This is a genomic window from Sphaerochaeta sp. UBA5849 (assembly GCA_002432715.1).
Taxonomy (GTDB): Bacteria; Spirochaetota; Spirochaetia; order Sphaerochaetales; family Sphaerochaetaceae; genus Sphaerochaeta.
Map to the genome: position 1 here is coordinate 1 of DJGJ01000017.1, position 25454 is coordinate 25454.

Genomic DNA, 25454 nt, shown 5'->3' on the forward strand with positions numbered 1-25454 from the left:
GCTGTTGTACAAGTCGAAAACCTTGAGCTTCTCCCTGAACTGCTTCAGGGTGATTTTCTCCTGGGTCTTGAAGACGACCACCTTTTGGGCGGTAGGCCGGATTGCAAAGAGGTTGTCGCTGAAAACTCCCTTCAGGTCCTGGGCGTCGAGGGCTACTTCAAAAGCGGGGTAGGTGCAGCTTACCGTAACGGCGAACCCTCCGCTTACTTTCTCCACCTGGGTCTGCAACTGCGGGTCAAGCAGTTCACATGCCTTCGGTTTATCCAACAGCAGGCAGTTCTCGATGTACAGGTCGTCACTCTTGAGCTTGATGTAGATGAAGGTTTTCCTGCGGTCCAGCTTATGATTCCTTTTCAAGTCGATGGTGCACATATGGGTGCTGCTCTTCGGTTCGATGGTGAGGCGGTACTCCTGCTTGCCCAGCTTTTGTGCATCAAAGGTACAGAACTTCACCGAGAGCTTGGCATCTTCGACGGCCTTCGGCCCGTCGTTGACGATGTAGACCTCGACTTTGCCGTCCTCCTTATGATATGCGATCGGCAGGACGGGAGCGTAGAAACGCTTTGCGGCATAGTGCAGCAGCTTCCACTTGCCGGTATAGTCGATTGATGACCAGGAAGCGACAGGCCAGTTGTCATTGAGCTGCCAGTACAGCGTCCCCATGCAACGGGGCATGGTGGTCCTGTAGTACTCGATGGCCATCTTCATGGCTGCAGCCTGCTGGACCTGACTCAGATAGAGCATCTGTTCAAAGCTGGAAGGAAAGCGGTAGTAGCGGCTGAAGTTTTCGATGATGATTGAGTTGCCTCGTGGATTCTTCTGGTGGTGTTCCATTTCTACGCTGGTCAGATTCCACATGGACTTTTGGGCATAGGTGGCGACTGTGGACAGGGAGGGGAAGCTCTGGTAGCCGAATTCGCTGACAAAGCGCGGCTTGATCGAGTAGTACTCCTCAAAGCTTTTGCCTTCATGCCAGACCGACCAGAAGTGCATGTCGCCTCGTTTGTCGCTGTGCCAGTTGTCGGAGAAATCCCCTTCTCCGGCCGAGGGGCTGCTGGGCCACCAGGTGCGGCTTGGATCGAGTTCCTTGATGACTTTGCCGACCACACCCTCGTTGAGGCGATCGTAGTCGACGACGTAGCGGTCACGGTTCCTGCACGATTCCTCGTACCAGCTGATGGCTCCCAGGTCCTCGTTGTTGCCGCACCACAATGCCAGGCTCGGGTGGTCGTGCAGGCGGGGCACCTGATAGCGCAGCTCGGCTTCGACATTTGCAAGGAAAGCCGGATCGGAAGGATACATGGAGCAACTGAACATGCAGTCCTGCCACACCAGGATGCCCTTCTCGTCACAGAGCTCGTAGAAGTCCTCCTTTTCGTACAGGCCGCCTCCCCAGACGCGCAACATGTTCATGTTTGCATCGATGGCATACTGCAGCAGCTGATCGTAGCGTTCACGCGTGAGCCGGCCCATGAAGGCGTCCAGGGGAATCCAGTTGGCACCTTTTGCAAAGATGTCCCGGCCGTTCACCGAGAAAACCATGCCCTTTCCGCCTTCTGCATCTTCCTCTGTCTTGACCTCCAAGGTTCTGAAGCCGATGCGCTTGGTTGCTTTCTGAGCGCCGATGGCAAGCTGCAGAGGATACAATACAGCCTTGCCCTCGCCGTTGGGCCACCATGGGTGTACCTTGTTGCAGACAAGACGGAAGGTGATTCTATTCAGACCGACGTGGGTCTCGATGGTTCCCTCTTGTGAGGCACTGCCGCAGGTTGCACTGCAAGGCAGGCTGAGTGCTTTTTTTGCATTGAAAACTACATCGACAACCAAATTCCAGCTGTCGTCGCCAAGGAGGTTGGTAGTACAGGTGATGCTCTCGATGATTCCTTCGTCGACGAAAGCGAGCTGGATCGGTTCGTAGATGCCGAAGCTCAAGATGCATGGACCCCAATCCCAGCCGCTGTGGCACTGGGTTTTTCGAACAAGGTTCCGATGCTTGGCTGATACCGGATACACCGAGTAGGGTATGGGGTAGGGAAGCTTCTCAGCCAGTGCGAGGGCATGGGACTCTGCACTGGTAAAGACCAATTTGATGGAGTTTTCCCCGATTGTCAGTGCTTCACTGACATCAAAACGCCAGCGCCTGAACTGATTGTCGCAGCTGCCGACCTGCTTGCCGTTCACCCATACACTGATGATGGTGTCGGCCATGGTCAAGGTGAGGACAGCACTTCTGTCGGCAAGCATCTCCTCTGATACCAGGAATGTTCGCTCAAGCACCCAATCATTGCGGCCGACCCACTGGATATCCAGTTCCTGTGTTCCGATATAGGGATCGCTGATGACCGAGCTTTCCAGCAGGGCTGAGTGGATATCGCCTGGCAGGGTGCAAGGTATATGGGCCTGATGTTGGAAATATTTGGTATAAGGTGCGATGTTTTCCCTGTGTAGCGGCTGCAGATTCCAGACTCCATTGATATCGAGTGTAAGCATGAAAGACGACCTCCGATGGCTGAGTATAGCACACGGAGCCTGTCGTGCGTTGAAAAAACTTGAGAGCAGCATCCCTCCAACCCATACTGTTGCCATGTGGCAAAAGCCGAACATGCATGGTCAGGCTTCACACTATGAGGCACAAGACAGACATGAACGATCTCAGATTCTGCGTGCGCCTGTCCGGGCTTGATTCCTGCCTTGAGTATCTGGAACACACACCCTTCTTTTGCTTTTGCAACAATCAACCGACAGAGCGTACAAGGGAAGGATCTGTACAAGCGGCTGAATGAAACAAGACCGGGCTCTCTTGCCCGGTCTTGTTTCTGTCACCTACTTGGATTGCTCCAAGACCAAGGTGACGGTGGTTTTGTCACATACCTCGCTCGGTCCATAGTACTGTACGGCACCGGGGTAGGTGAAACAAGTTTCGCGTGCCCATCGGCTGCGGTGCTTTGCAAAGTAGGTAAACGGCTTTCCTTCCAGTTCAACCAGCGCCTTCTTTATTACAGGTTTCTTTGCACCATGGCGGACTTCCATGTTCATCATCATGGTGATGGGAATGCCGCCTGCATTCCAATTTTGGGCGGGGGCGCACAAGTTGGTGACCGAGCTGAGGTATCCACTCAAGCCGGCTCCGATCAGGCAGAAGGCATTGTACCCGAGGCTGTAGCAGTAATCGGCGTCGAAGTTGGTCGGGAAAGCACAGCGGCCCTCATAGCCAAAGAAGTGGGTCATCGAGCTGAATTTTCCTTTGTAGGTTCCTTCAGCCTTCATGTGCTTCAACCGATTCTCAACCATTGATGCAAGAAGCTTGTCGGTCTCGATGCGTGAAACCTGGACGTTTCCGTGGGGGTCGCGGTCCATCAGCAACTGTTTTTGAATCTCATCGGGGAGAATGGTGAATACGGCCTGTGAGCTTTGGCTCAATCGGGAGCTGACAAACGCAACATGCTGATCGCTGTCGGTCAAGGCATTGAATGCTGTCGCTTCCTTGGCAAGGAGATGGTTGATCTCATCAATCAAAGCCTTGATCTCGGGAATGAACTCAACCAAGCCTTCGGGAATGAGCACAACACCAAAGTTGTTCCCATCCAGAGCCCTGGCGCTGACCGCCTGGGCTATATCCTCGACGATGCCGACAAGACTCTGCTTGTTTGCTTCCACTTCTTCACTGATGAGGCAGATGTTCGGCTGGGTCTCGAGGGCGCACTCCAAAGCGATATGGCTTGCACTGCGGCCCATCAGCTTGATGAAATGCCAGTACTTCTTGGCACTGTTGGCATCGCGCTCGATATTGCCGATCAGTTCGCTGTAGGTCTTCGTGGCGGTGTCGAAACCAAACGAGATTTCAATGAATTCGTTCTTCAGGTCCCCGTCGATGGTCTTGGGGCAGCCGATGACCTGGATTCCATGGTTCTTTTCCAGGAAATACTCGGCAAGGACTGCTGCATTGGTGTTTGAATCATCGCCTCCGATAATGACCAGGGCGCTGATGTCATGCTTCTTGCAAACCTTGGCACAGATTTCAAACTGCTCTTGGGTTTCCAGCTTGGTGCGACCGCTGCCGATGATGTCAAATCCGCCGGTATTGCGGTATGGGGCAAGAAACTCACTGGTGATGATCTGATAGGAGTCCTCCAGGATGCCGGAGGGGCCTCCCTTGAATCCGTAGAGGATATTCTCGGGATTTGCAGCCTTGAGGGCGTCGAACAGGCCGCTGATGACATTGTGTCCTCCAGGAGCTTGGCCCCCGCTGAGGATGACTCCGACATTACGCCGTGCAGTGATGGCTTGGTTGTCGCCTTCAGTAAAGGTGACCCGGCTCATCCCATAGGTATGGGGGAACAGTGCCTTGACTGCATCAGCATCGGTTGCAGCGCCGGTCGCCTCGCCAAACGCGGGTGCAATGCTGGTGATGTCCTTCCTGAGAATAGCGGGCAGTTTAGGCTGATATGCATAACGGGCCTGCTGCAAAGGGGAAATGTCCATAATGAACTCCTCATGATTAAAGTATCTGAACATGCTAACCATAGAACAAAATGCCCGTGTGTTTCAAGCGTGAGCACTTGCTTGGCGGCCGTGAGGCTGGTATACAGGAGGCAGGAGGCTGAGTATGTACCAAGAGATTGACGCCAACGATGGTTGGTATTTCCATCCGGGTTTCGAGGATGCGTTTCTCCAAGCCGATTACGATTATTCGGCCTGGCAGCAGGTGGACCTGCCGCACAGCCCTCATCAGTTTGGGATTGGCTACCGCCAAGAGCTCTCGTATGAGGGATTCTCTACGTACAGGCGCGCCTTCTCTGTTGCAAAAAAGGCGGAACAGCTGCTCTCTCTCCGGTTTGACGGCATTGCAAACAGTGCAAAGTTCTACTGCAACGGCGAGCTGGTCGGCTTCAGCAAAGGTGCCTATCTGCCCTATACCCTTGATTTGGGAACCTTGCATGCATTTGATTTGACAGTGGTTGTCGATGCCACCGAAGATCCGGCCTTTCCTCCTTTTGGGGGAAGCATGGACTATCTCTCATTTTGTGGCATCTATCGCTTGGTTACCCTGGTTGTCACCGAAAAGGAACATCTGACATTCCTGTCGGTGAGCAGCAAATCCGATACCTCTGTCCAGCTGCAAGGAAGGGCGGTCGATAGTGATGCCCTTGGGGTGACAGCCTTGCTGTATGACGGACGGTCCTTGCTGGCCCGGTCGGAAACCACCATCGAAAACGGCTCTTTTTCCCTGGCCTTCGAAGAGCTGAAACTCAGGCGCTGGAGCTTGGACGATCCCTATTTGTATACGATGCACATCAAGCTTGCCGACAAGGATCAGCGGATGATCCGTTTCGGCAGCCGGTCGGCTGAGTTCAGGGCCGATGGCTTTTATCTCAACGGCAGCAAGCTGAAGCTGGTCGGCTTGAACCGCCACCAGGACTATCCGTACCTCGGGTATGCAGCACCACCAAGCCTGCAGCGGGAGGATGCAAGGCTGCTCAAGCAACTGGGAGTGAATCTGGTACGAACCAGCCACTATCCGCAGGATTGCAGCTTTCTCTCTGCCTGTGATGAGTTGGGTCTCCTGGTTTTCGAGGAGATTCCCGGTTGGCAGCACATCGGCAAAGAGGCCGGTTGGCGTTCTGCCTGTCTTGAGAATACCCGGGCGATGATCGAGCGGGATTGCAACCATCCCAGCATCATTCTGTGGGGGGTGAGGATCAATGAATCGGCCGATGACCGGCAGCTGTATGAAGCAACGAATGCACTGGCTCATGAGATCGATCCCCATCGACAGACCGGCGGGGTGCGCAATCTCAAACACAGCGAGTTCTTGGAGGATGTGTATACCTACAACGACTTCTCCTATGCCGGTAAAGGAAGAGGGCTTATGAAGAAGTCGAAGATTTGTTCCAAGGATGCACCGTATTTGGTGAGCGAATACTGCGGGCATATCTATCCGGTCAAGCGGTTCGACCCGCCGATGATGCGAAGCGAGCATGCCCTGAGGCATTATCAGATTCTTGATGCAGCGGTCTCTACCAAAGGACTGAGTGGAGCCATAGGCTGGTGTATGCATGACTACTACACCCATGCCAATTTCGGAAGCGGGGATCAGATTTGCTATCATGGGGTTCTCGATCTCGCCCGAAACCCCAAGGCCGCAGCGTATGCATACCAGAGCCAGTTGGACGGGCCGCCCATGGTGTGCGTCCTCTCCAGCATGGAAGGAGGGGACCATCCCAATGCATGTCTGGACCAAGCAGTGGTCGCTACCAATTGTGAGGCGGTCCGGCTGTGGTACAACGATGATTTGGTCGGTATTTTCCACCCCGATCGCAAAAAGTTCCCCCACCTTGCCCATAGTCCGGTCATCATCCGGGATTTCATCGGCGAACGGCTCAAGGCAGAATCCTATTTGAATGAAAGGCAGCGAAAAAGCCTCTCCCGCCTCTTGGGCAAGGTAGGCAGGCAGGCTGTAAAACTGACGATGCTCGACACCCTCAAGATGGGGTTGTTCCTTATGCGGCACCGCAAGAACTACGGCGATGCAGTACGCTTGTTCTCCACGTATGTAGGAAACTGGGGAAGCAAGGAGGCAGTCTGGCGTTTCGAGGGCTTGATCGACAATGAGGTGGCTGCAGTCGAGGTGTTGAGGGCGGGCATCAAGCCGGACTTGCGCCTGCTCAGCTCCTCAACCGACCTCTCACTAGGCCTGTCCACCTATGATATGGCAGCTGTTCGGCTTCAGGTGGTGAAAAAGGGACAGCAGCTTCCGTTAAGCTATGCCAATATTGCATTTGCCGTCAGCATCGACGGTCCGCTTGCCTTAAGCAGCCCGGATACCGACTGTACCATAGGCGGAAGTGCGGTTGTGTATGTACGGACGGTTGGAAAAGCAGGAAAAGCGACGCTGACGGTCCACTCGAATCTGGGTGACACAACCCTTTCTTTTACTGTACGCTGACACCATGTTGAAATTGTATGTTGATGCCGATTCCTGCCCGAAGAATCTCCGTCAGATTGTGCTGCGTGCAATTATGAGGAACAACCTTGTCTCATGCTTTGTCGCCGACCGTCCCCTGAAGGATATCGAGCAAGCCTGTCAGATGCATACCGCCGAGCTTCGCAATGCCGCCAGGAAAGCCGGAGAGCGTGATGAGATGGCCCTGCGTGCGATACGAAGCCCCATCACCATGGTTGTTGTCCAGCCTGGCATGGATAGTGCCGACGATTGGATTGTTGAGAACGCTACACCCCCGGCGATCGCCATCACCCATGACATTCCGCTGGCAAGCCGGTTGGTCGAGAAAGGATTGACGGTCCTGGACGACCGAGGCAAGACGTATACCCGTGAAAATATGGCCCAACGGCTTTCGGTGCGCAATGCAATGACTGAATTCAGGGAGATGGGCTTGTTTGCCGAAAAGCATGAGCGTATGGGAAACAAGCAGATCAAGGCGTTCAGCGATGCTTTCGATTCGTTGTTGACTGCAATGCTGAAGCAATAGGGGCATCGTCTGTTCTTCAAGGGTGATGAAACGAACAGCCCTGCTTCTCTATCATACGAGTCTGGAGCGCGAGCAACTGCTTTGCCGCTTATCCCCGTTCTCGTTTCTTGAGCTGGAATGCCACAAGCTCGAGACAGAAAGAAAGACCGAATATGCACAGCCGGTGATTTGCTTTGCACGCGACCTGCCGTCGGCCCTTCATTTGAAACAACACCTTTGCTGTCCTTCCCTGCTGCTGTTCTGTCCCCCGGCACTCATTGGAATGTTCAGCCTCCTTGACGATGAGCGATGCCGTACCAAAAGTCTTTCCTGTTCCACTGCTTCCCTTCAACAAGCCCTGCTTCTTGTGACCGACACCAGCGAACCGGCGTGTGTCCAGGAGCATTCGGTCCTGCTGACCAGACGGGAGCAACAGGTTCTCGCCCTTATGCTCAGCGGTCAGGATATGAATTCCATCGCCGGCAGTCTTGGGATCAAACGGTCGACTGTCATAGCTCATAAGAAACATTTGTTCTTGAAAAGTGGAGTCCATACCACCAGCCAATTGGTGGTATGGGCCATGCTCAAGCAGGTGTGTGTGCAATAAAAAAGCGGTGGAGTATTCCACCGCTGCAGCTCTAGAAGTCTGCGAGTTTAGGGGCTCTGGGGTAGGGGATGACATCACGGATGTTTCCCATACCGGTAATGTACTGCACAGCACGCTCGAATCCCAAACCGAAGCCGGCATGGGGTACGGAGCCGAATCGCCTCAAATCGAGGTACCACCAGTAATCCTTGGGATCGAGCTTGAGTTGCTGCATCCGCTCGATGAGGGTGTCCAGATTCGATTCTCGTTCGCTGCCTCCGATGATTTCTCCCAGGCGGGGGACCAGGACGTCCATGCCGCGGACCGTTTTTCCGTCATCGTTGAGCCTCATATAGAAAGCCTTGATTTCTTTCGGATAGTCGGTGACGATGACCGGGCGCTTGCACACCACCTCTGTCAGGAACTTCTCGTGCTCGCTCTGCAAATCGTTGCCCCAAGCCACCGGGAATTCAAACCCGGAATTGTGTTTCTCCAGCTCTTTCACCGCTTCGGTGTATGTCATGTGGGCAAAGGGAGTCTCCACGATTTGACGCAGGGTCTGCTCCATGCCCGCTTCCACGAACTTGCTGAAGAAGGCCATATCCTCAGGGCATTTCTCCAGTACTGTCTTGAAGAGATATTTCAAAAAGGCCTCGGCAAGTTCCATGTTGCCGTCGAGTTCACAGAAGGCCATTTCCGGTTCAACCATCCAGAATTCTGCAAGATGGCGTTTGGTGTTGGAATTCTCGGCTCGGAACGTGGGCCCGAAGGTGTAGATGTTCTTCAAGGCCATGGCATATGTCTCGCCTTCAAGCTGCCCGCTCACCGTGAGAAAGGCTTCACGACCGAAGAAATCCTTGGAGTAGTCGACCGCCCCATCCTCCGTCCTCGGAACGTTGTTCAGGTCCAAGGTGGTCACCAAAAATTGTTCGCCGGCGCCTTCTGCATCGCTGGCGCTGATGATCGGGGTGTTTACATAAGCGAACCCGCGTTCCTGGAAAAACTGATGGACGGCATAGCTGAGCGTGTTTCGCACCCGTGCCACCGCTCCGAACATGTTCGTCCTTGCCCTGAGGTGGGAGATTTCCCTCAGGTACTCGATGGTGTGGCGTTTCTTCTGCAAAGGATACGTATCCACCGGGCATTCTCCGACCAAGGTGATGTCACTACAGGCCATCTCGACAGCTTGGTCTGTGCCGGCACTTTCCACTATCGGGCCTCTGCAGATAACCGAACAGCCGGTGGTGATACCAGCCAGGATGCTCTGATCTGCGAGCTTGTCTTTGTCGATGACTATTTGCAGACCCTTCAGGCACGAACCGTCATTCACCTCAAGGAAGCATACATTCTTGCTGTCACGCTTGGTTCTCACCCAACCTTCGGCTGTGACTATCTCTGTAGATGGTGTTCTCTTGAGCAATGCTGAAATACGTTCTTTCATGGGTCGAAACTCCTTCTTGTAATTACGCCATTATGGTTGCTTTGCCTTGGGATAGTCAATATTCATCAAGATGCAACCGGTGAAACCCTGTTGTTTGTATTGCGGTGCATCGGCCTTGATAATACATGATATACATAGAAATTGTGCTTGTATTTGACAGATTGACAAAAAATGAAATAGTGTATATATAATAGATAGAATACAACACGGAGGCCTTGCATGTATAAGACCATACCTCAGACATTTGCCCACATCGTAAATCAGTACCCTGCCTATGCCGTGCAGATGAGCAAGGATAAGCATGGTGTTTTTACTTCGGTATCCTATTCCGAGCTCTCCAGTGAGGTGAACAGTCTTGCAGCCTCCCTCGCCAAGCGGGGAGTGAAACGGGGCGACCTCATTGGTTTGATCAGCGACAACCGCAGCGAATGGCTTGCCAGCGATCTGGCAATTCTCACCCTCGGGGCAGCTGATGTCCCCAGAGGCCGCGATGCGATGCCGTATGAAATCAGCTTCATTCTCAGTGTTACCGAGGCTCGATTTTGCTTTGTGGAAAATGCCGTCCAGCTTCGTAAAATTGTGAATCTTTTGGATAAGCTGCCTGATCTCAAGCATCTGATTGTGATGGACCAGGAGTTCAGCGGGGAGATGGCTGAGGATATCGTCGTGCCCCAGGGTGTTGAGATCCTGCTCTATCGCAGCTTGATCCAGGAGGGGCGTGAACTTCTCAATGACCGCAACATCACCCAATACATCGAAGAAGAACGCCGCAAGGGAACCGCCGATGAGACGGCCACCATCATTTTCACCAGCGGCACCACCGGCGATCCGAAAGGTGTCATTCTCACCCATAAGAACTTTGCCTACCAGCTGGAGGCGGTTCCCAAGTTGATCAAACAGTTGGCCCCCGGCCAAAGATGGCTCAGCGTTCTTCCCGTTTGGCACTCTTTCGAGCGCATCCTGCAGTATGTGATCATCAGCAACGCTTCCACCATCGCCTATTCAAAACCGCTTGCCTCGGTATTGCTTGCCGACCTTGTTGCGGTGAACCCCCAGTGGATGGGCTCTGTTCCCAGGATTTGGGAGGCTGTGAAGGCGGGCGTATTCGCCAGCATGAAGAATAAGAGTCCGGTTGCCAAAGGCCTGTTTGCCTTCTTTGTACAGGTAGCAAGGCTGTACAGCCGCAATAAGGACCTGCTCCTTGGTGAGGTGGCTACCTTCCAAAAACACAATCGATTGTTCGACATACTTCGTTCATTTTTACCGACGATCCTGTTGTACCCGCTCTATAAGTTGGGCGACAAGCTGGTGTTCTCCAAGGTCAAGCAGAAACTCGGCAGGAACTTTATTGCCGGGGTGAGCGGCGGCGGCTCACTCAGCGAGGGGGTGGACCTCTTCTTTGCTTCGATCGGCATCAAGTTGCTCGACGGGTATGGTTTGACTGAAAGCGCCCCGGTTGTTGCAATAAGGCCGCTCGCCCATGGAGTGAAGAGAACCATCACCGCGTTGGAAGGAACCGAGGTGCGTATCGTCGATGAAGAGGGAAACGAGGTGAAGCCCGGTCAGAAGGGTGTCGTCATGATAAGGGGACCGCAGGTGATGAAGGGCTACTACAAGCGTCAGGATCTCACCGACCGCGTCCTCTCCAAGGATGGTTGGCTCGATACCGGCGATCTTGGCATGTGGACTCACAACGGTGAGTTCGCCATCTGCGGGCGTGCAAAGGATACCATTGTCCTCAGCGGCGGCGAGAACCTTGAGCCGGTTCCCATTGAAGCGAAGCTCTGTGAGAGCGAATTCATCGAAAGTGCTGTAGTTCTTGGGCAGGACCAAAAGTATTTGGGTGCCTTGATCGTCCTCAACAAGAAGCGGATCGAGGAGTATCTGACCGAGAAGCAGATTCCCTACCTTGCAGATAAACTAGCCTCCATGAAGGAAGTGAAGGAGCTCATCGAGAAGACGGTGGGCGAGATTGTGAACAGCAAGCATGGTTTCAAGAGCTTTGAGCACATTGTACGGTTCCACCTGCTTGCCAAGAGCTTTGAAGTAGGCAAGGAGCTGAGCGCCAAGCAAGAGCTCAAGCGCTTTGAAATCCAGAAGCTGTATCAAAACGAGATTAAGGAACTGTTCGTCAGCTGAATGACACGTTCTTGGCAGCTGTCAGCTTTCTTGCATTTTTCCCTTGACTCCTATACTATAAATACAATACATCGGAAGTCAGGGGATGCAATGATTCAGATCATCGGCACCAAGAAGTGCAAGGAGACAGCAAAGGCCTTACGTGCCTGCAAGGAGCGCACCATCGCGTTCCAATTTGTAGACTTGGCTGAGCGGGAGCTCTCAGCAGGTGAATGGAAATCGCTTTTTACCGCCCACGATCCGCTCTCACTGGTCGACAGTGAGAGCGCTTACTATAGCAAGCAAGGCTACCAATATCGTGATTTCGATGCTCAAGAGGAACTAATTGAGCATCCAGTGTTGTTGAAGACACCCATCCTTCGGTCCGGCGGCCGTGTCCATGTCGGCTACGACCTTGCTGTGATAACCGACTGGGGAGCGCGGTAATGTTGCAATACGCTGTTCTAGGCAGTGGTTCCAGTGGAAATAGTTATGTGTTTTCCGATGGGACCGTCTCCTTTCTCATCGATCAAGGCTACAGTGTGGTTGAGCTGAAGCGCAGGCTTGAGCGATTTTGCATCGGCTTGGAAACCGTCCAGGCTGTGTTTGTAACCCATTTGCACCCTGACCATGCAAAAGGAGTTGGAATCTTGTGCCGCAGGCAACCTGCAGGGGCATACATCAGCTCTCGCTCGATGCTCGAGCAGCCCGACCAATTTGCAAAGCTCGGCATCCCTCTTCAGCAGGTTTTCCCGGTCGAGCCGTTTGAGGTGGTCGAAATCGGACCTTTCAGCCTGTTCTGTTTTGCAACAAGCCATGACAGTGCCGGTTCGGTTGGATGGTTCATCACCTATGAGGACCAGAATCTGATGGTTCTTACCGATACCGGTCTTACCACCGTCGAGCATAAACAACTTGCAAAGGATGCAAACATCCTCTTTTTGGAAGCAAATTATGACAAGCGGATGTTGGAAACCGGACCGTATCCGCTCTATTTGAAGCGACGCATCGATGGTTCGCACGGCCATCTATCAAACGAGCAAGCCCTGCTTTTCCTTAAGGATAGCGGGTTTGCCGGCAACCACATTTATTTCATCCATTTATCAGATGTTAACAATGATCCCGCCCTCTTGGAGAAAGCAGCACGCCGGACTATCCAAACCCCGTTCACGGTGTGCCATAAAAACCAATGGTATGGTCCACAGCCGGAGGCGCTATGAAAAAGAAGAAGAAAAAAGAAAAACAAATCGTATGGTCGTATCGTAAGATTCGCAAGCTGAAACGAGAAGATGGCCTGACCATGAAGACTGTCACCGAATACACAATGGAGTCGGTGGTTGAATGCACGGTCAGCAGGAATGCCAAGCGCATTGCGCTTCGCACCTATGGGGATGACGATAGTGAGGTGACCTATGCCGGGCTGAAAACCATGAAGGATGCCATCGGCGTCTTTTTGCTCGAGCATGGGTATGTCAGAGGCGACCGCATCGCCATCATGGGCGAGAGTTGTCCTACCTGGCTTATCGCATATTTCGGTATCACCAGCATCGGATGTACCGCGGTGCCTATTCTTCCCGATTTTTCTGGAAAGGAAGCCTGCCAGATCCTGGCCCACTCCAAGGCAAAGGGAATCGTTGTCAATGCAAAACATTTTGAGAAAGTGATTCCCTTCGTGAAGGACAATCCGTCGCTGTTGGTGCGAATGGAAGACCTCTTCCACATACCCGATCCCATCAGCAGCCAGCTGGTCGACAGGCAGCAGTTCGCTGCGGCTCCCGGGCGGGATATCAGGAGACGCAAACTGGACAAGAAGGCCGAGGAGCTCAGGCGGGCCTCTCTTGCCAGGGAAGAGGACCTTGCATCCTTGATCTATACCAGCGGGACAACGGGGAACAGCAAGGGCGTCATGCTCACCCACAAGAATCTGGTATGGAATGCCGACGTCTCCACCGACGTGTATGTGAACCTGAAGCCCGGCGACAAGGTGCTTTCCATACTCCCCATCAGCCATGTGTATGAATTCACCACCGGCCAGATCCTGGAGTTGATGTGCGGCTGTGAGATTGTGTACCTAGGCAAGGCTCCGGCTACATCCATCCTGCTTCCCGCCCTCAAGGAGGTCAGGCCCAGGATTGTCATGACTGTTCCCCTGCTCATGGAGAAGGTGTACCGCAGTTCGGTGCTTCCTGTACTCAGGGATAACAAGAACCTCCAAAAATGGCTGAAATACCCCGTTGTCCGCCGCTTCATCTGCCGAGTCATCGGGCGAAAGCTCAAGATGACCTTCGGCGGAAGGCTCAAGTTTTTTGGTATAGGGGGAGCCCCGTTGGACCGTGAAGTGGAACAGTTTCTCAGTGATGCAAAGTTCCCCTATGCCATCGGGTATGGTCTGACCGAGACCGCTCCCCTGATCGCCGGCGGACTGCCGAAGAAGCATTTTGTCGGAACCATCGGGAAAGTAGTCGAACACGTGGATGTCAAGCTTGAGAATCCCGATCCGGTCACCAAGGTAGGAGAAATTCTGGTCAAGGGCCCCAATGTCATGCAGGGCTATTATGACAACCCCGCCCTCAATGCCGAGGTCTTTACCAGCGACGGGTATTTCAGGACCGGTGATTTGGGGCATCTGGACAAGCACGGCAGACTCTCCATCATGGGAAGAACCAAGACGATGATTCTTGGCAGCGGCGGTGAGAACATCTATCCCGAGCTTATTGAGGCGGTCATCAACAATCAGAGTTTTGTCACCGAGTCATTGGTCGTTCCCGAGGACGGGGGCCTGATTGCCCTGGTGAAGATCGACTTTGACTTGTTCGCCCAAAAAATGGCGGTCAACGTCAATGATGCAAAGGCCGAGGCGCTCAAATATGTGGCAAAGCTTCGTGAGGAAGTGAACAAGGAGCTCAGCGCCTTCAGCAGGATCAGTGCTGTCGAGCTGCAGGAAGAGCCGTTCCAGCGAACGCCCACGCAGAAGATCAAGCGGTTCCTTTACTCAAGAATCAAGGATGATGGGTCGAAGGAGAAACAACGGACTTGAGTCTTGGCCCGTTGGTGTGGTATATCTTCTGAAAGGATAAACCATGGCAAACGTAGACATCAGGATTCGAAAGGTGGAGGCTCTTGCCACCCCGGATGAACTGTACACCCAGTTTCCGGTGGATGAGGCAACCAGCGATTCCATACACCGGAGTCGGCAGACGGTAAATGATATCATCCAAGGGAGGGACCGGCGATTGTTGGCAATCGTGGGTCCCTGTTCTCTGCATGACCCTGTTGCAGCCCTTGAGTATGCAAGAAAACTGAAGGCACTCTCCTTCGAGATCGAGGATGAGATGTTTGTGGTGATGCGCACGTATTTCGAGAAGCCCAGGACGGTCGGCGGCTGGAAAGGACTTATCCTTGATCCAAAGATGGATGGAAGCTACGATATCGGCGGGGGTATCGCCTTGGCAAGGTCCTTGCTCCTTGAAATTGCAAAGATCGGGCTTCCTGTCGGTTGTGAAGTGCTTGATCCCATCATCCCCCAGTACATAGATGAGCTGATCAGTTGGTCCAGCATCGGGGCAAGAACCTCCGAAAGCCAGATTCATCGTAATCTTGCCAGCGGCTTGAGCGTCGCAGTGGGTTTCAAGAACAGCACCAGCGGGGATTTGGTGAGCGCAGTCAATGCAATAAAGAGTGCCCATCAACCTGCGTCGTTCATCGGTATGGACGGGAAGGGGGCGAGTGCAATTTTCCGCACGACCGGCAACGATTGCTGCCACCTGATTCTTCGGGGAGGGGATCAGAGCCCCAACTACTACGAGGATGATGTGGAGAGCGCCCGCCTGCTTCTCCAGAAGGAGGGGCTTGTGCCGGCCATCATCATTGATTGCAGTCACGCCAACTCCCGCAAGAACTATGAGAGGCAGAAAAGGGTGTTGCGCTCGATCATCGACCAGGTATGCTGGGGCGAGAAGGCGATTCGCGGTTTCATGCTGGAGAGCAACCTTCTGAGCGGCTGCCAAAAGATTCCAGATGACTTGACCCAGCTCAAGTACGGGGTTTCCGTTACCGATGCCTGCATCGGATGGGACGAAACCCAGAGAATATTGCTACATGCTTGCGAATTGCTTCGCAAGGCTCGACTCGAAGGCGGTAGTGTTCAACCGCTGTAGCACGGGGAGGTTGTATGGTTCCTTCTGTTTTGGTGATTCTCGCTGAAGGCTTTGAGGAAGTGGAAGCAATCACTCCCATCGACCTGCTTCGCAGAAGCGGGGCGAAGGTGGTGGTGGCCGGACTTGATGATATGATGGTCAAAGGCTCGCACGGTTTGGTTGTCGGTTGCGACCGGCTGCTCAGTGAATGCATGGATGACTCGTTCGACTGCGTGGTGCTACCCGGAGGCGGAAAGGGTTCTCAAAATCTTGCATCATCGTTCAGCGTTCTGGAAGCGGTGATCAAGACTGCGCAAACAGGTGTGGTGGCAGCAATTTGTGCAGCTCCTGCTGTTGTGCTGGGCAAGACCGGCCTGCTAGAAGGAAAGCGGGTTACCGGCTATCCATCCACCGAAGAGTATTGTCCTGGTTTGAAACTGGAGAATGAGCGGGTGATCACCGATGGCAGGCTGATTACAGCCCAGGCCGCCGGCAGTGCGATGCACTTCTCCCTGGCTATCATTGCAGCGTTGTTTGATCAGAAGACTGCGGATGCAATTGCAGAGCAAGTCATATTTTAGGGGTGCAAAGCATGGAAATTGGGTTTGACAACGAGAAGTACCTTTCCGAGCAAAGGCATTTCATCCTTGAACGGGTGAAACAGAGCGACGGAAAGCTCTATCTCGAATGTGGGGGAAAGCTGCTCTTCGATTACCATGCAGCCCGGGTGCTCCCGGGCTTTGATCCGAATGTGAAGATGCGGGTGTTTCAGTCTTTGAAAGACCAGATTGATGTCATTATCTGCATTCACAGCGGTGATATCGAGCGTCGGAAGATGCGTAGTGATTTCGGCATCACGTATGACACCGATGTGTTTAAGATGATTGATGACTTTTCCAAATGGGGGTTGACCGTCACCCGTGTGGTCATCACCCGATTTGACGAGGAGCCCGGGGCGGTTCACTTCAAGAACATCCTCGAGCAGCGCGGCCTGTGTGTATACACCCATAAGGCTACCCGCGGCTACCCCAACGATGTCGACCTGATAGTCAGTGACGAAGGATATGGGGCCAATCCCTATATTGAGACGGATCATCCGGTGGTCATCGTCACCGGACCGGGCCCGGGATCGGGCAAACTGGGAACCTGCCTTTCACAAATGTATCATGACTACAAGGAGGGCAGACGCAGCGGGTATTCGAAGTTTGAGACATTCCCGATTTGGAACCTGCCGATCGACCACCCTGTCAATATCGCCTACGAGAGTGCAACCGCCGATCTTGGGGACAAGAACCTCATCGATCATTTTCATGCCAGTGCATATGGGACCATCACGGTAAACTACTCCCGTGACTTGGAAGCCTATCCCCTGCTCAACAGGATACTTGAGAAAATCACTGGAACCGATTGCCTGTACAAGAGCCCGACCGATATGGGTGTCAACCGCTGCGGATTCGGGATCATCAACGATGCGGTGGTCCGCAAGGCGGGCCAGCAGGAGATCATCCGACGCTACTACCGCTCTGCGTGTGAATATGTGCAAGGCATCGGAAGCAAGGAGACTGTGGAACGAAGCCGGTCGATCATGGAAGGCGCCAAGCTCTCCATCAACGACCGTTCGGTTGTCCCTGCCGCACAGAAAGCCCTTGAGGCCGGTATTGCCAAGGGGAAAGGCCTCAACGGCATAGTCTGCGCTGCCGCCATCGAACTGCCTGACGGGCGGATTGTTACGGGGTGCAACTCTCCGTTCCTGCATGCATCCTCAGCCTTGATTCTGAATGCCGTAAAGGTGCTGGCAAATATCGATCATGAAGTGGATCTCATCTCTCCAGCCATTGTGCAGTCGGTGACCGCCATGAAGCGTGATGTACTGAAGGGCAGGGGGGTGAGCCTGAATCTCGATGAGGTGCTCATCTGCCTGGCGATGAGCTGTGCAATCAGCAACGAGGCCAAGCGTGCCTCGGCAGTGCTTCCCGCCCTCAACGGCTGCGAGGTTCATATGACGCACATACCATCCTCCGGCGACTCCTCAGGACTGCGCAAGCTCGTGCTGAATGTGACCAGCGAACCTCGGTTCCCGACTTCGAATCTGTATAATCCAGCCTGACCTCAGCCGAACAGGCCGGCAAGGACCGGAAGGACCCCCAGGACAGCCAGGATGCGGAAGGTGTGCATCAGGACTATCTTGGGGGTTTGTAGTCCCAACTCATCGCTGATGAGGCCCATTTCCTGAATGCCTCCCGGAGTGGATGAGAAGAGGGCTGTTGCCCAGTCCATTTTGCATGCCTTGTGAAGGATGTAGGCGGTAAGGAATGCCATGACAAAGAGTTCGACGGTTAGGATGAGAGCGGGGGCGAACAGGATGTCGATCTCCAGAAAGGTTTGGGCTGTGATTTTGCTGCCGATGTAGGTGCCGGCAAAGATCTGTACCAGTACTTTGACACTGGCTGGGTAGGCAGCACTCTGTTTGGCAATGTTCAGTATGGCAACAGCGATGATGGCACCCAGGATTGCTCCTGCAGGAATGTTGAGCAGGTAGAAAAGCAGCCCTCCAGAGAGGGCGCAGAGAAAGGTAGGGATGTAGTGCAACATCCTGTTTTTTCTGTTCTCTCTTCGGTTTTCTGCATGTTGGAGTGCTTCACCAGGCTGCTTGATTTTCAGCATCGACCTGATCATTGGAGGAAATACAATGATCACCAAGGTGAGTCTGAAGAGTTGCAGCAAGGCTACATGTTCCATGACAGCACCGAAATCTGAGGCAACAAGGGCGAGGTCGGACACTCCTCCTGGGGCGCAGGCGAAAAAGGAAGTCATGAAGCTCAGCGAGGTGGAATGCTCCATCAGAAAGGCAAAAACCAAATTGGTGGCCAAAAGAACCGTAACCAACACGATGACCGGCAGGGCCATGGTTTTCAGTGATTGTACATCGGAGCGGGAAAACCTGGTTCCGATGACCAGACCCGAGGCAATCTGCACAAGTACTCTCAGCTCATGGGGGTAGGCTGGAAACACCGGTGTGAAACTATTGATGCTCATGACTGCAAGCATGGCGCCGACAAGAGCCCCCGCGGGCAGCTTCAGTTTTCTCAACAACAAACCACCAAGGGCACCGATGATATGCAGCAGCACAAGAAGAAGTAAATTCATAAGGAATCCTTGTGATATATGATGAATTGAACATGGCAACCGCCCGATTGGGTATTGATTGTATCACAAGTTTTGCTTTGGAGGAACATTGGATGGATGATTGACTGCTTGACGTGCTTCTATGGTACTGATACCTTCTAGATATGAAATTATCGACAAAAGGAAGGTACTCCCTCCAAACCATGGTCTATCTGGCCACGTGCAGGGAGAACTGCAGTATTCGCAGTATCAGTGAAGCCACCGGCATCAGCAGCGGATATCTGGAGCAGCTGATGATTCCGCTTCGTCGTGCAGGCCTTGTGCAGGCTGAACGGGGAGTGCAGGGTGGATACCGTCTTGCCAAGGCCGATATCACCTGCAAAGAGGTGCTTGCCGCCAGCGAAGGTGATTTCGAGCCGGCTCCCTGCAAAAACTGTACTCGTACCGATGCCTGCAAGACCCATCAGATCTGGTCACTGCTGCAGAGCGCCGTAGTGGATTTTTCCAGCCAGGTAACCATCCAGGAGTTGGCATCTCATTTGGTGGAGAGTGAGGCGGGAGGCGGTATATGAAAATTTCAACGCGCGGGCGTTACGGCCTGAGATTGCTTGTCGATATCGCCGAACATGCCAACGAAGGGCCTATCGCCCTTACCGTGGTTGCCAAGCGTCAGAATCTCAGTGAGAAATATCTGCAACAGGTGGCATTGCTGCTTACCCGGGGTGGTTTTCTCACCTCGGTGAAAGGGTCTGGAGGCGGCTATATGCTTGGGCGCAGCTCCGAGGAAATCATGATCTATGATGTCCTGGACTTGCTTGAAGGCAACATTGCCTTTGAGGAGCCTCCAGGAAGTGAAGAGAATGCCATCGAACGAGTGATTCGTCTGCATTTTTATCAGAAACTCGACCAAGAGGTGAAAAAAGTCTTTGAAGGTTTGTCGCTTTGTGAGGTTACCAAGGCACAATGGTTCACCTATGTCATCTAGAAGAGGGGGCTTGACGAAGGAGCTTCCTGTAATTACTATTATATCTACAGATTAAATAGGATATAGACCCATACCGGGAGGAGGCTGTTTGCCATGAGTGCACACATATACCAGAACATCACCGAGAAAATCGGGAAAACCCCTTTGATTCGACTCAATAGGCTCAACACAACCAAGGCTGACATTTTGGTGAAAATGGAGAGCTTCAACCCCCTGTCCAGTGTGAAGGACCGAATCGCCCTGGCGATGATTGAAGGTGCGGAAAAGCGAGGACAGTTGAAGAACGGGTCGGTCATCATTGAACCGACCAGCGGGAATACCGGCGTCGGTCTTGCCTATATCGCCGCTGTGAAAGGCTATCGTCTTGTCATTACCATGCCTGAGACAATGAGCATCGAGCGCAGGAAGCTGCTCAGCGCCCTCGGAGCCGAGTTGGTGCTCACCGACGGATCGCTCGGCATGAAGGGTGCCATTGCCAAGGCCGAGGAAATCGCCCGACACACCCCCAATTCATTCATTCCGTCCCAATTTGAGAATCCTGACAACCCGGGCATTCACTATGCAACAACCGGGCCTGAAATTTGGGAGGACAGCGGACAGCAGGTGGACCTCTTTGTAGCAGGGGTGGGCACCGGTGGGACCATCACCGGAGTAGGCCGCTATCTCAAGGAGAAGAATCCCTCAGTCAAGATTGTGGCGGTGGAGCCTGCGACCAGCCCCGTACTCAGTGAAGGCTACGGCGGACCCCATAAGATACAGGGTATCGGAGCAGGATTTGTACCCGCTACGCTCGACCGTTCGGTTGTTGATGAAATTTGCACCGTCGAGGATGCAAGGGCTGGAGATGCAGCAAGGCAGGCGGCCAAACTTGATGGTCTGCTGGTTGGTATTTCGAGCGGTGCGGCCCTGCATGCAGCCCTCTCGTATGCAGAGAAGCCCGAGTGGGCAGGAAAAACCATCGTGGTCATGCTGCCGGATACCGGAGAGCGCTATCTTTCGACCTGGTTGTTCAGCGAGGCTTGAGAAACGGCATATTCATGGTATACTAGGGTATGAGAGAGCTGTTCAGATACCCAAATATCCAAGCAGCCCGAACGGCTGCCTCCTATCGTCTCTTGAGCGACCAAGCGCTCCACATGATGGGGGTCGCCCATGTTGAGCAGGTCTTGGAGTCGCGACAATTCAAGATCATCTTCCGCAGTAAAAGCCAAACCCGCTTTCCCCAGTTGAAAGCCATCAAGAAGGGTGAGGCACTGTGGTGGGTCGTGGTTGAGGCTGCCATGTATCCCCACACTCCCTCGCTCAGGTCGGATGTTGCAAAAGAGGTGCTCAAGGCAGCCCGCCTTGAACAGGCACTCGTCATGTATGCACCGGTCATGCTCATCAACACCAAGTCCCAAAATCTCTCCCTGCCGAGCCAAAACGGCAACTTTTCCATTCTGTTCAACGGCTTCATCGAGGTGAGTTCACAGTCGCCTCGCAAAGGTAGGTAGGAAGCAAACGGCCGTAGCGGTCCTTGGTCGGACCCCATGAGAGCGTGAACTCTGCATGAAGAGGAAAGCTCAAAACATGTTCAATGAAGAACTCTTCACTGCAGGATGTGGTGCAAATGGTGCACTGTTCAGTCTCTCTTTGCTCAAGATCCAAGGCCTTGGTCGCCTGTTGGAGTGTTTGGTATAAATCAGGTTCGAGCGTCCGGTCGACCATGGTGGCGAGCAAGGGACTTGCCAGATACTCCTTGGAGCGTTCAATCAATGTTTGCTCCTGCTTTCCCATCCCCAACAAGCAGACCATCCCGTTTTGATACGATACAGCAACCATGGCCTTGGCTTCTCCTTCCTTTGCCAGTTCGATGGCTGCATCCAGGACCCTGCATTGCTCAATCTGCTGCAGCGATGAGTACTGCCCGGCAAGCTGCGGGTGGTCGGCCAGGTGAAGATCGGCAAAGCTGAAAGGGTAGAGCAGCGAGAAATCCTGCAACGGTAAGCAGGCTGCTATGCCGCCTATGAGCTTGAGCTGCCCTAGATCGAAGAGATGCAGCAATTCCCCACGCTGATGCACCAGATGGTTGTAACGGATATGTTCAATGCAATTCATTCATGCGTCCTCTCTTCTTTGTACAGGTACACTTTGCTTGCAATAGCTTCAGCGCTTTGCTACAGTAGCCACATGATCACGCCCATTCATCTGGATTCAACCCTATTCTCAGGACAGACGTTTGCTTGGGTGAAGCAGAATGGTGTCTATGAGGCGGTTGTCGACAAGAATCTGGTCAGCTTTTCCGAAGAGAGCTTTGATTCCATGCTGGAGAAGCATGCAGCGTTGCGCCGTTATTTTGACATGGACTGGGAGTACGGGAAGGCCGAGGCATATCTGGCTTCCCTCGATGTTCATCTTGCTCGGGCGATCAAGACATGCAAGGGTTTGCATATCCTCAATCAGGATCCATGGGAGGTCCTGATGGCTTTTCTGCTCAGCCAGAACAACAACATCAAGCGCATCCGAAGCATGTACGAACGGCTGTCCAAGGAGCTGGGAAGCCATGTTGAAGGATCTTGGTATGCGTTTCCCCGTCCTCAAGAACTGCTGGGTATCAGCGAGAGGGATTTGAGGAGCCTGGGCATGGGCTTTCGCGCCCCTTATCTGCTGGATGCCATCCAGAACCATGAAGTACTTTCCGGCATTCCCGGCCTGAACGACGACGAGGCATTGAGAGCCTTGCAAACCATACGGGGAGTAGGGGCGAAGGTGGCCTCCTGTGTTTTGGCGTTTGCCTATCATCGCCAGCAGGCTTTCCCCCTCGATACCTGGATGCTCAAGGTGATGAAGAAGCACTATCCAGGTCGTGATGCATCCTATTTCGCTCCCTATGCAGCGTTGGCCCAGCAATACCTGTTTCACTATGAGCGCACCCAAGGAGGCCTGCCGTGATTCCCCTCACCATTGTCGGCCTGCGATTCGACCACCTCGGTCCTGATGTACAAGAACAGTTCAGCTTTGAGGAAAGCAGGCTTCGCGAAGCGTGTGTAAAAATCAAGAAGCAGACGCAGGGCAAGTCCGTTCTGCTGTTGGCCACCTGCGACCGCATTGAACTGTGGTGCGAACAGCCGAAGAGCGAAACCATTGAACCGTTGCTGCGCAGTCTTTCGCTGCCGCCTCTTGCCTGGATGCATGAGACCTACAGCATCTCAACCGATGCGCTTCTTATGCATTGCTTCTCCCTCGCCTGCGGGCTGGAGAGTCCGCTCTTCGGCGAAGACCAAATCATCAGCCAGCTGCAGCAAGCGTATGAACGATCTCTGTCGGCAGGGTGTGCATCGAGCCTGCTTTCGTATGTGGTACGGGAGGTGGTCACCGTTGCAAAGCAGGTCCAGACACGGTTTGACCTGCAGGTAGTGGACCAGAGCATAGCCGAAGGCGTTCTCTCCCTGATAGCAGGCCATGAGAGCCAGCCGGTTCTTGTCATAGGAAGCAGCGCCCTTGCACGCTCGGTCGCCTCCCATTTGGTCCAACACGGGTTTGTTGTCTACATGACTATCCGTGATGAGCAGAAGGCTGACTATATTGTTCCTCCCAAGGTTGTGGCTGTACCCTATGAGCAGCGCTTCTCCTATCTATCTCTTTGCCATGTTGTAATCAGTGCAACCAAGGGTATGGAGTATACCTTGACAAAGGATCAGGTAGCAGGAGTCCATCTCCTTATCGATTTGGCACCGGTGAGGGACATCGATCCCTTGATCGAGGGTGTCTTTTGCATGGAAGACTTGGCTGTCGAGCTGCCAGAACGGGAACGTGAGAAACAAAAAGCCCTGCATCTCATTGAGGCGGCCTGTGAAAAGGTTGAGCAATACATCCTGTATCGGTCGACGGTTGGTGAGTTGCAAAGCCTTGCCGTCGATGCCGCCAATGATTTGGTCTATCGATTGCAGGCCCCTTTGAAGAAGTTTGGAGAGGGGAGCGGGGACTTCGCCCGGATAGTTCATGAGACGGCGCGCAAAGCCTTCAGTCATAGTCTGTACGCCCAAAAAAAATCGCAGGCAAAGCGTTGTCATCTCGATCTTTCCAAGCCGCTTGAAAACGGCCAAATCGGGTATGCCGGCGATCCTACGGTTGTGATTTCACCGTTCCATACCATGGAAAAAGAGGGCTGGCGGTTGACACACCTGCAATTCGGTTCGCATTCAGCAACCCATATGGACAGTCCCGCCCATGTGTTGCCCAACGGTATGTATTTGGATGAAATTCCTGTTTCACGCTTTTTTGCCACTGCCTGTGTGCTGGACTGTTCCATGGAAGGTGATATCACCATCGAGATGGTGTCGTCTGTCGAACCTGACTGTGATGCCATTCTTTTCTATACAAGAGGCAATGCCTATCTGACAGGCGGGACGACAACCTATCTTCTGGAACGGGGGATTCGGATGTTCGGCTTTGACACAGCGAATTGTGACAGGCCCGGAGACCTCTCGCTGCCCATTCATCACGCCATCCTTGGCCGTAATGCCTTGATACTTGAGAATCTGGCAAACTTGGAGCAGATACTCCACAAAACCGTGCAGCTGACCGCCCTGCCGCTCTCATTTGTGCATGCTGATGGCTCACCTGCCCGGGTTGTGGCAACCTATGAAGGTTAGAATACGGTAAACGTATTGGAAAATGTTCTACTCTCTCCCGCCTTGAGGTGCAGCATGCCTTCCATCTCGGAAAGTTCGGGATTTCTGCCTGCATCCTGGAAGCTGTACATCGGCTCGACGCAGACATAGGGGGCTTCGACTTTCTCCTTGGTCCAGATGACCAAGGTCGGAAGCTCGCCTCGGTCTACAATCACGCCCCTGTTGCCGTCCTTGCTTTTCAGCCCGACATGGCGGCTCTTCAAGCCGTTGAGTACGATCGGTCCCTTGTCCAGCTCCTCCCTGCTTAGTTCAAGAATGGTCTGATCTCGTAAGAAATCTGCTTGCTTGGTGAAAATTCCGTTGACCGGGTAGAGACGGTCGACGCTTTCAGGTGTTTCAAATTCCACATAGTACGATTGCAATTTTGCATCGGGCCCGTTCATGGCCAAGCTGAATGCCGGGTGCCAGCCGAACGTGCAAAAGAGATCTTCTTGTGCCTTGATGACTGCAGAGCTGGTGTAGCCGTTGTCCAAGAGGGTGTGAGTGACCGTGAGGCTGAACTCGAATGGATAGAAGACCCGGGTCCGATCGTCACTGTACAGGACGAATGAAGCCTCATGCTGCTTTGTCTCGATGGATGTGAAGCGTACATCACGGGCGAAGCCGTTGACCGGCATGGCATAGGTGCTGCCCTTGGCCTTGATCGTTCCGTTTGCAAGCGGCCCGGTGACCGGAAAGAGCAGCGGGGTGTGACGCGCCCAGAAGGTAGGATTGCCATCATACACGTACTGGACGGCCGTCTGTGTGTTGTACAGTGAGTGAATCTCGGCACCCACCTCTGAAATTTCCATTACGAGATTATTGTTTTGCAAGGTAATCATGCAGTTTCTCCCTTACAGGCATCGTACGGCAACTTCAACCTTGTTGCAAGTTCCATTGCCCATACCAAGGTCCCCTGTGCTATACTACAAGCAGTGGAG

Annotated in this window: 22 protein-coding genes; 16 read left to right on the forward strand and 6 right to left on the reverse strand. The window is 53.4% G+C overall.

The window, feature by feature from the left end; all coding sequences use genetic code 11:
• Positions 1–2490: beta-mannosidase (locus tag B3K89_RS01985; RefSeq protein ID WP_293891346.1), on the reverse strand; the 2490-nt coding region annotated here is incomplete at its 3' end.
• A 333-nt stretch (positions 2491–2823) separates the two neighbouring features.
• Complete coding sequence (locus B3K89_RS01990) at positions 2824–4482, reverse strand: diphosphate--fructose-6-phosphate 1-phosphotransferase (RefSeq protein WP_293891349.1); 1659 nt, start codon at positions 4480–4482, stop codon at positions 2824–2826.
• A 124-nt stretch (positions 4483–4606) separates the two neighbouring features.
• Between B3K89_RS01990 and B3K89_RS01995 the strand changes: the two genes are divergently transcribed.
• From B3K89_RS01995 to B3K89_RS02005, 3 genes are read left to right on the forward strand one after another with little or no spacing between them, the layout of a single operon-like run.
• On the forward strand, positions 4607–6946 hold the full coding sequence (locus tag B3K89_RS01995) for a glycoside hydrolase family 2 protein (protein ID WP_293891352.1): 2340 nt from the start codon (positions 4607–4609) through the stop codon (positions 6944–6946).
• A 4-nt stretch (positions 6947–6950) separates the two neighbouring features.
• On the forward strand, positions 6951–7490 hold the full coding sequence (locus tag B3K89_RS02000) for a YaiI/YqxD family protein (protein WP_293891355.1): 540 nt from the start codon (positions 6951–6953) through the stop codon (positions 7488–7490).
• A gap of 25 nt (positions 7491–7515) precedes the next feature.
• Entirely contained in the window at positions 7516–8076 is a 561-nt protein-coding gene (locus tag B3K89_RS02005; RefSeq protein ID WP_293891358.1) for a helix-turn-helix transcriptional regulator, read from the forward strand.
• Positions 8077–8107: 31 nt separating this feature from the next.
• Here B3K89_RS02005 and asnS read toward each other — a convergent pair whose 3' ends face one another.
• Complete coding sequence (gene asnS, locus B3K89_RS02010; RefSeq protein ID WP_293891361.1) at positions 8108–9496, reverse strand: asparagine--tRNA ligase; 1389 nt, start codon at positions 9494–9496, stop codon at positions 8108–8110.
• A gap of 219 nt (positions 9497–9715) precedes the next feature.
• On the opposite strand from asnS, the gene B3K89_RS02015 reads away from it, so the two are divergent.
• The 7 genes from B3K89_RS02015 to B3K89_RS02045 all read left to right on the forward strand — a co-directional run bounded on the left by B3K89_RS02015 (position 9716) and on the right by B3K89_RS02045 (position 17857).
• Positions 9716–11635 carry an AMP-dependent synthetase/ligase gene (locus tag B3K89_RS02015; protein ID WP_293891364.1) on the forward strand — a complete coding sequence of 640 codons (1920 nt, stop codon included), beginning with the start codon at positions 9716–9718 and terminating at the stop codon, positions 11633–11635.
• 90 nt (positions 11636–11725) lie between these two features.
• On the forward strand, positions 11726–12061 hold the full coding sequence (locus B3K89_RS02020) for an arsenate reductase family protein (protein WP_293891367.1): 336 nt from the start codon (positions 11726–11728) through the stop codon (positions 12059–12061).
• Positions 12061–12834: an MBL fold metallo-hydrolase gene (locus B3K89_RS02025; protein WP_293891370.1), complete on the forward strand. Its 774-nt coding sequence runs from the start codon at positions 12061–12063 to the stop codon at positions 12832–12834. The genes B3K89_RS02020 and B3K89_RS02025 overlap by 1 nt, the downstream gene beginning before the upstream one ends.
• Positions 12831–14651 carry an AMP-binding protein gene (locus B3K89_RS02030; protein ID WP_293891373.1) on the forward strand — a complete coding sequence of 607 codons (1821 nt, stop codon included), beginning with the start codon at positions 12831–12833 and terminating at the stop codon, positions 14649–14651. Before B3K89_RS02025 ends, B3K89_RS02030 begins: the two co-directional genes overlap by 4 nt.
• A 43-nt stretch (positions 14652–14694) precedes the next feature.
• A complete protein-coding gene (locus tag B3K89_RS02035) occupies positions 14695–15771 on the forward strand; it encodes a 3-deoxy-7-phosphoheptulonate synthase (RefSeq protein WP_293891376.1) in 1077 nt (358 codons plus the stop codon).
• A 14-nt stretch (positions 15772–15785) separates the two neighbouring features.
• A complete protein-coding gene (locus B3K89_RS02040; RefSeq protein WP_293891379.1) occupies positions 15786–16331 on the forward strand; it encodes a DJ-1 family glyoxalase III in 546 nt (181 codons plus the stop codon).
• Positions 16332–16342: 11 nt separating this feature from the next.
• Positions 16343–17857: a DUF1846 domain-containing protein gene (locus B3K89_RS02045; RefSeq protein WP_293891382.1), complete on the forward strand. Its 1515-nt coding sequence runs from the start codon at positions 16343–16345 to the stop codon at positions 17855–17857.
• 2 nt (positions 17858–17859) lie between these two features.
• Here B3K89_RS02045 and B3K89_RS02050 read toward each other — a convergent pair whose 3' ends face one another.
• The gene (locus tag B3K89_RS02050; protein ID WP_293891385.1) at positions 17860–18897 is read right to left on the reverse strand and encodes an AbrB family transcriptional regulator; all 1038 of its coding nucleotides are present in this window, start codon (positions 18895–18897) and stop codon (positions 17860–17862) included.
• 143 nt (positions 18898–19040) lie between these two features.
• On the opposite strand from B3K89_RS02050, the gene B3K89_RS02055 reads away from it, so the two are divergent.
• From B3K89_RS02055 to B3K89_RS02070, 4 genes are all read left to right on the forward strand, one after another.
• The gene (locus tag B3K89_RS02055) at positions 19041–19448 is read left to right on the forward strand and encodes an RrF2 family transcriptional regulator (protein WP_293891388.1); all 408 of its coding nucleotides are present in this window, start codon (positions 19041–19043) and stop codon (positions 19446–19448) included.
• On the forward strand, positions 19445–19861 hold the full coding sequence (locus B3K89_RS02060; protein ID WP_293891391.1) for an RrF2 family transcriptional regulator: 417 nt from the start codon (positions 19445–19447) through the stop codon (positions 19859–19861). The genes B3K89_RS02055 and B3K89_RS02060 overlap by 4 nt, the downstream gene beginning before the upstream one ends.
• A 93-nt stretch (positions 19862–19954) precedes the next feature.
• Entirely contained in the window at positions 19955–20884 is a 930-nt protein-coding gene (gene cysK, locus B3K89_RS02065) for a cysteine synthase A (RefSeq protein WP_293891394.1), read from the forward strand.
• Between the two features lie 29 nt (positions 20885–20913).
• Complete coding sequence (locus tag B3K89_RS02070; protein ID WP_293891397.1) at positions 20914–21354, forward strand: hypothetical protein; 441 nt, start codon at positions 20914–20916, stop codon at positions 21352–21354.
• Here the strand turns inward: B3K89_RS02070 and B3K89_RS02075 are convergent.
• On the reverse strand, positions 21314–21958 hold the full coding sequence (locus B3K89_RS02075; RefSeq protein WP_293891400.1) for a hypothetical protein: 645 nt from the start codon (positions 21956–21958) through the stop codon (positions 21314–21316). The two genes, B3K89_RS02070 and B3K89_RS02075, sit on opposite strands and share 41 nt — an antisense overlap.
• Before the next feature lie 72 nt (positions 21959–22030).
• Between B3K89_RS02075 and B3K89_RS02080 the strand changes: the two genes are divergently transcribed.
• Positions 22031–22792 (forward strand): DNA-3-methyladenine glycosylase family protein, encoded by a 762-nt coding sequence (locus B3K89_RS02080; RefSeq protein WP_293891403.1) that lies wholly within the window; start codon positions 22031–22033, stop codon positions 22790–22792.
• The gene (locus tag B3K89_RS02085; protein WP_345907000.1) at positions 22789–24495 is read left to right on the forward strand and encodes a cyclase family protein; all 1707 of its coding nucleotides are present in this window, start codon (positions 22789–22791) and stop codon (positions 24493–24495) included. Before B3K89_RS02080 ends, B3K89_RS02085 begins: the two co-directional genes overlap by 4 nt.
• Here the strand turns inward: B3K89_RS02085 and B3K89_RS02090 are convergent.
• A complete protein-coding gene (locus B3K89_RS02090) occupies positions 24492–25355 on the reverse strand; it encodes a hypothetical protein (RefSeq protein ID WP_293891409.1) in 864 nt (287 codons plus the stop codon). The genes B3K89_RS02085 and B3K89_RS02090 overlap by 4 nt on opposite strands.
• Positions 25356–25454: the final 99 nt, after the last annotated feature.

Coding starts and splice junctions, on each gene's coding strand:
- B3K89_RS02075 (WP_293891400.1), bottom strand. CDS start 21,958: ATGAATTGCATTGAACATATCCGTTACAACCATCTGGTGCATCAGCGT.
- B3K89_RS01990 (WP_293891349.1), bottom strand. CDS start 4,482: ATGGACATTTCCCCTTTGCAGCAGGCCCGTTATGCATATCAGCCTAAA.
- B3K89_RS02040 (WP_293891379.1), top strand. CDS start 15,786: ATGGTTCCTTCTGTTTTGGTGATTCTCGCTGAAGGCTTTGAGGAAGTG.
- B3K89_RS02060 (WP_293891391.1), top strand. CDS start 19,445: ATGAAAATTTCAACGCGCGGGCGTTACGGCCTGAGATTGCTTGTCGAT.
- B3K89_RS01995 (WP_293891352.1), top strand. CDS start 4,607: ATGTACCAAGAGATTGACGCCAACGATGGTTGGTATTTCCATCCGGGT.
- B3K89_RS02030 (WP_293891373.1), top strand. CDS start 12,831: ATGAAAAAGAAGAAGAAAAAAGAAAAACAAATCGTATGGTCGTATCGT.
- B3K89_RS02045 (WP_293891382.1), top strand. CDS start 16,343: ATGGAAATTGGGTTTGACAACGAGAAGTACCTTTCCGAGCAAAGGCAT.
- B3K89_RS02055 (WP_293891388.1), top strand. CDS start 19,041: ATGAAATTATCGACAAAAGGAAGGTACTCCCTCCAAACCATGGTCTAT.
- B3K89_RS02070 (WP_293891397.1), top strand. CDS start 20,914: ATGAGAGAGCTGTTCAGATACCCAAATATCCAAGCAGCCCGAACGGCT.
- B3K89_RS02090 (WP_293891409.1), bottom strand. CDS start 25,355: ATGATTACCTTGCAAAACAATAATCTCGTAATGGAAATTTCAGAGGTG.
- asnS (WP_293891361.1), bottom strand. CDS start 9,496: ATGAAAGAACGTATTTCAGCATTGCTCAAGAGAACACCATCTACAGAG.
- B3K89_RS02035 (WP_293891376.1), top strand. CDS start 14,695: ATGGCAAACGTAGACATCAGGATTCGAAAGGTGGAGGCTCTTGCCACC.
- B3K89_RS02005 (WP_293891358.1), top strand. CDS start 7,516: ATGAAACGAACAGCCCTGCTTCTCTATCATACGAGTCTGGAGCGCGAG.
- B3K89_RS02015 (WP_293891364.1), top strand. CDS start 9,716: ATGTATAAGACCATACCTCAGACATTTGCCCACATCGTAAATCAGTAC.
- cysK (WP_293891394.1), top strand. CDS start 19,955: ATGAGTGCACACATATACCAGAACATCACCGAGAAAATCGGGAAAACC.
- B3K89_RS02020 (WP_293891367.1), top strand. CDS start 11,726: ATGATTCAGATCATCGGCACCAAGAAGTGCAAGGAGACAGCAAAGGCC.
- B3K89_RS02000 (WP_293891355.1), top strand. CDS start 6,951: ATGTTGAAATTGTATGTTGATGCCGATTCCTGCCCGAAGAATCTCCGT.
- B3K89_RS02025 (WP_293891370.1), top strand. CDS start 12,061: ATGTTGCAATACGCTGTTCTAGGCAGTGGTTCCAGTGGAAATAGTTAT.
- B3K89_RS02050 (WP_293891385.1), bottom strand. CDS start 18,897: ATGAATTTACTTCTTCTTGTGCTGCTGCATATCATCGGTGCCCTTGGT.
- B3K89_RS02080 (WP_293891403.1), top strand. CDS start 22,031: ATGATCACGCCCATTCATCTGGATTCAACCCTATTCTCAGGACAGACG.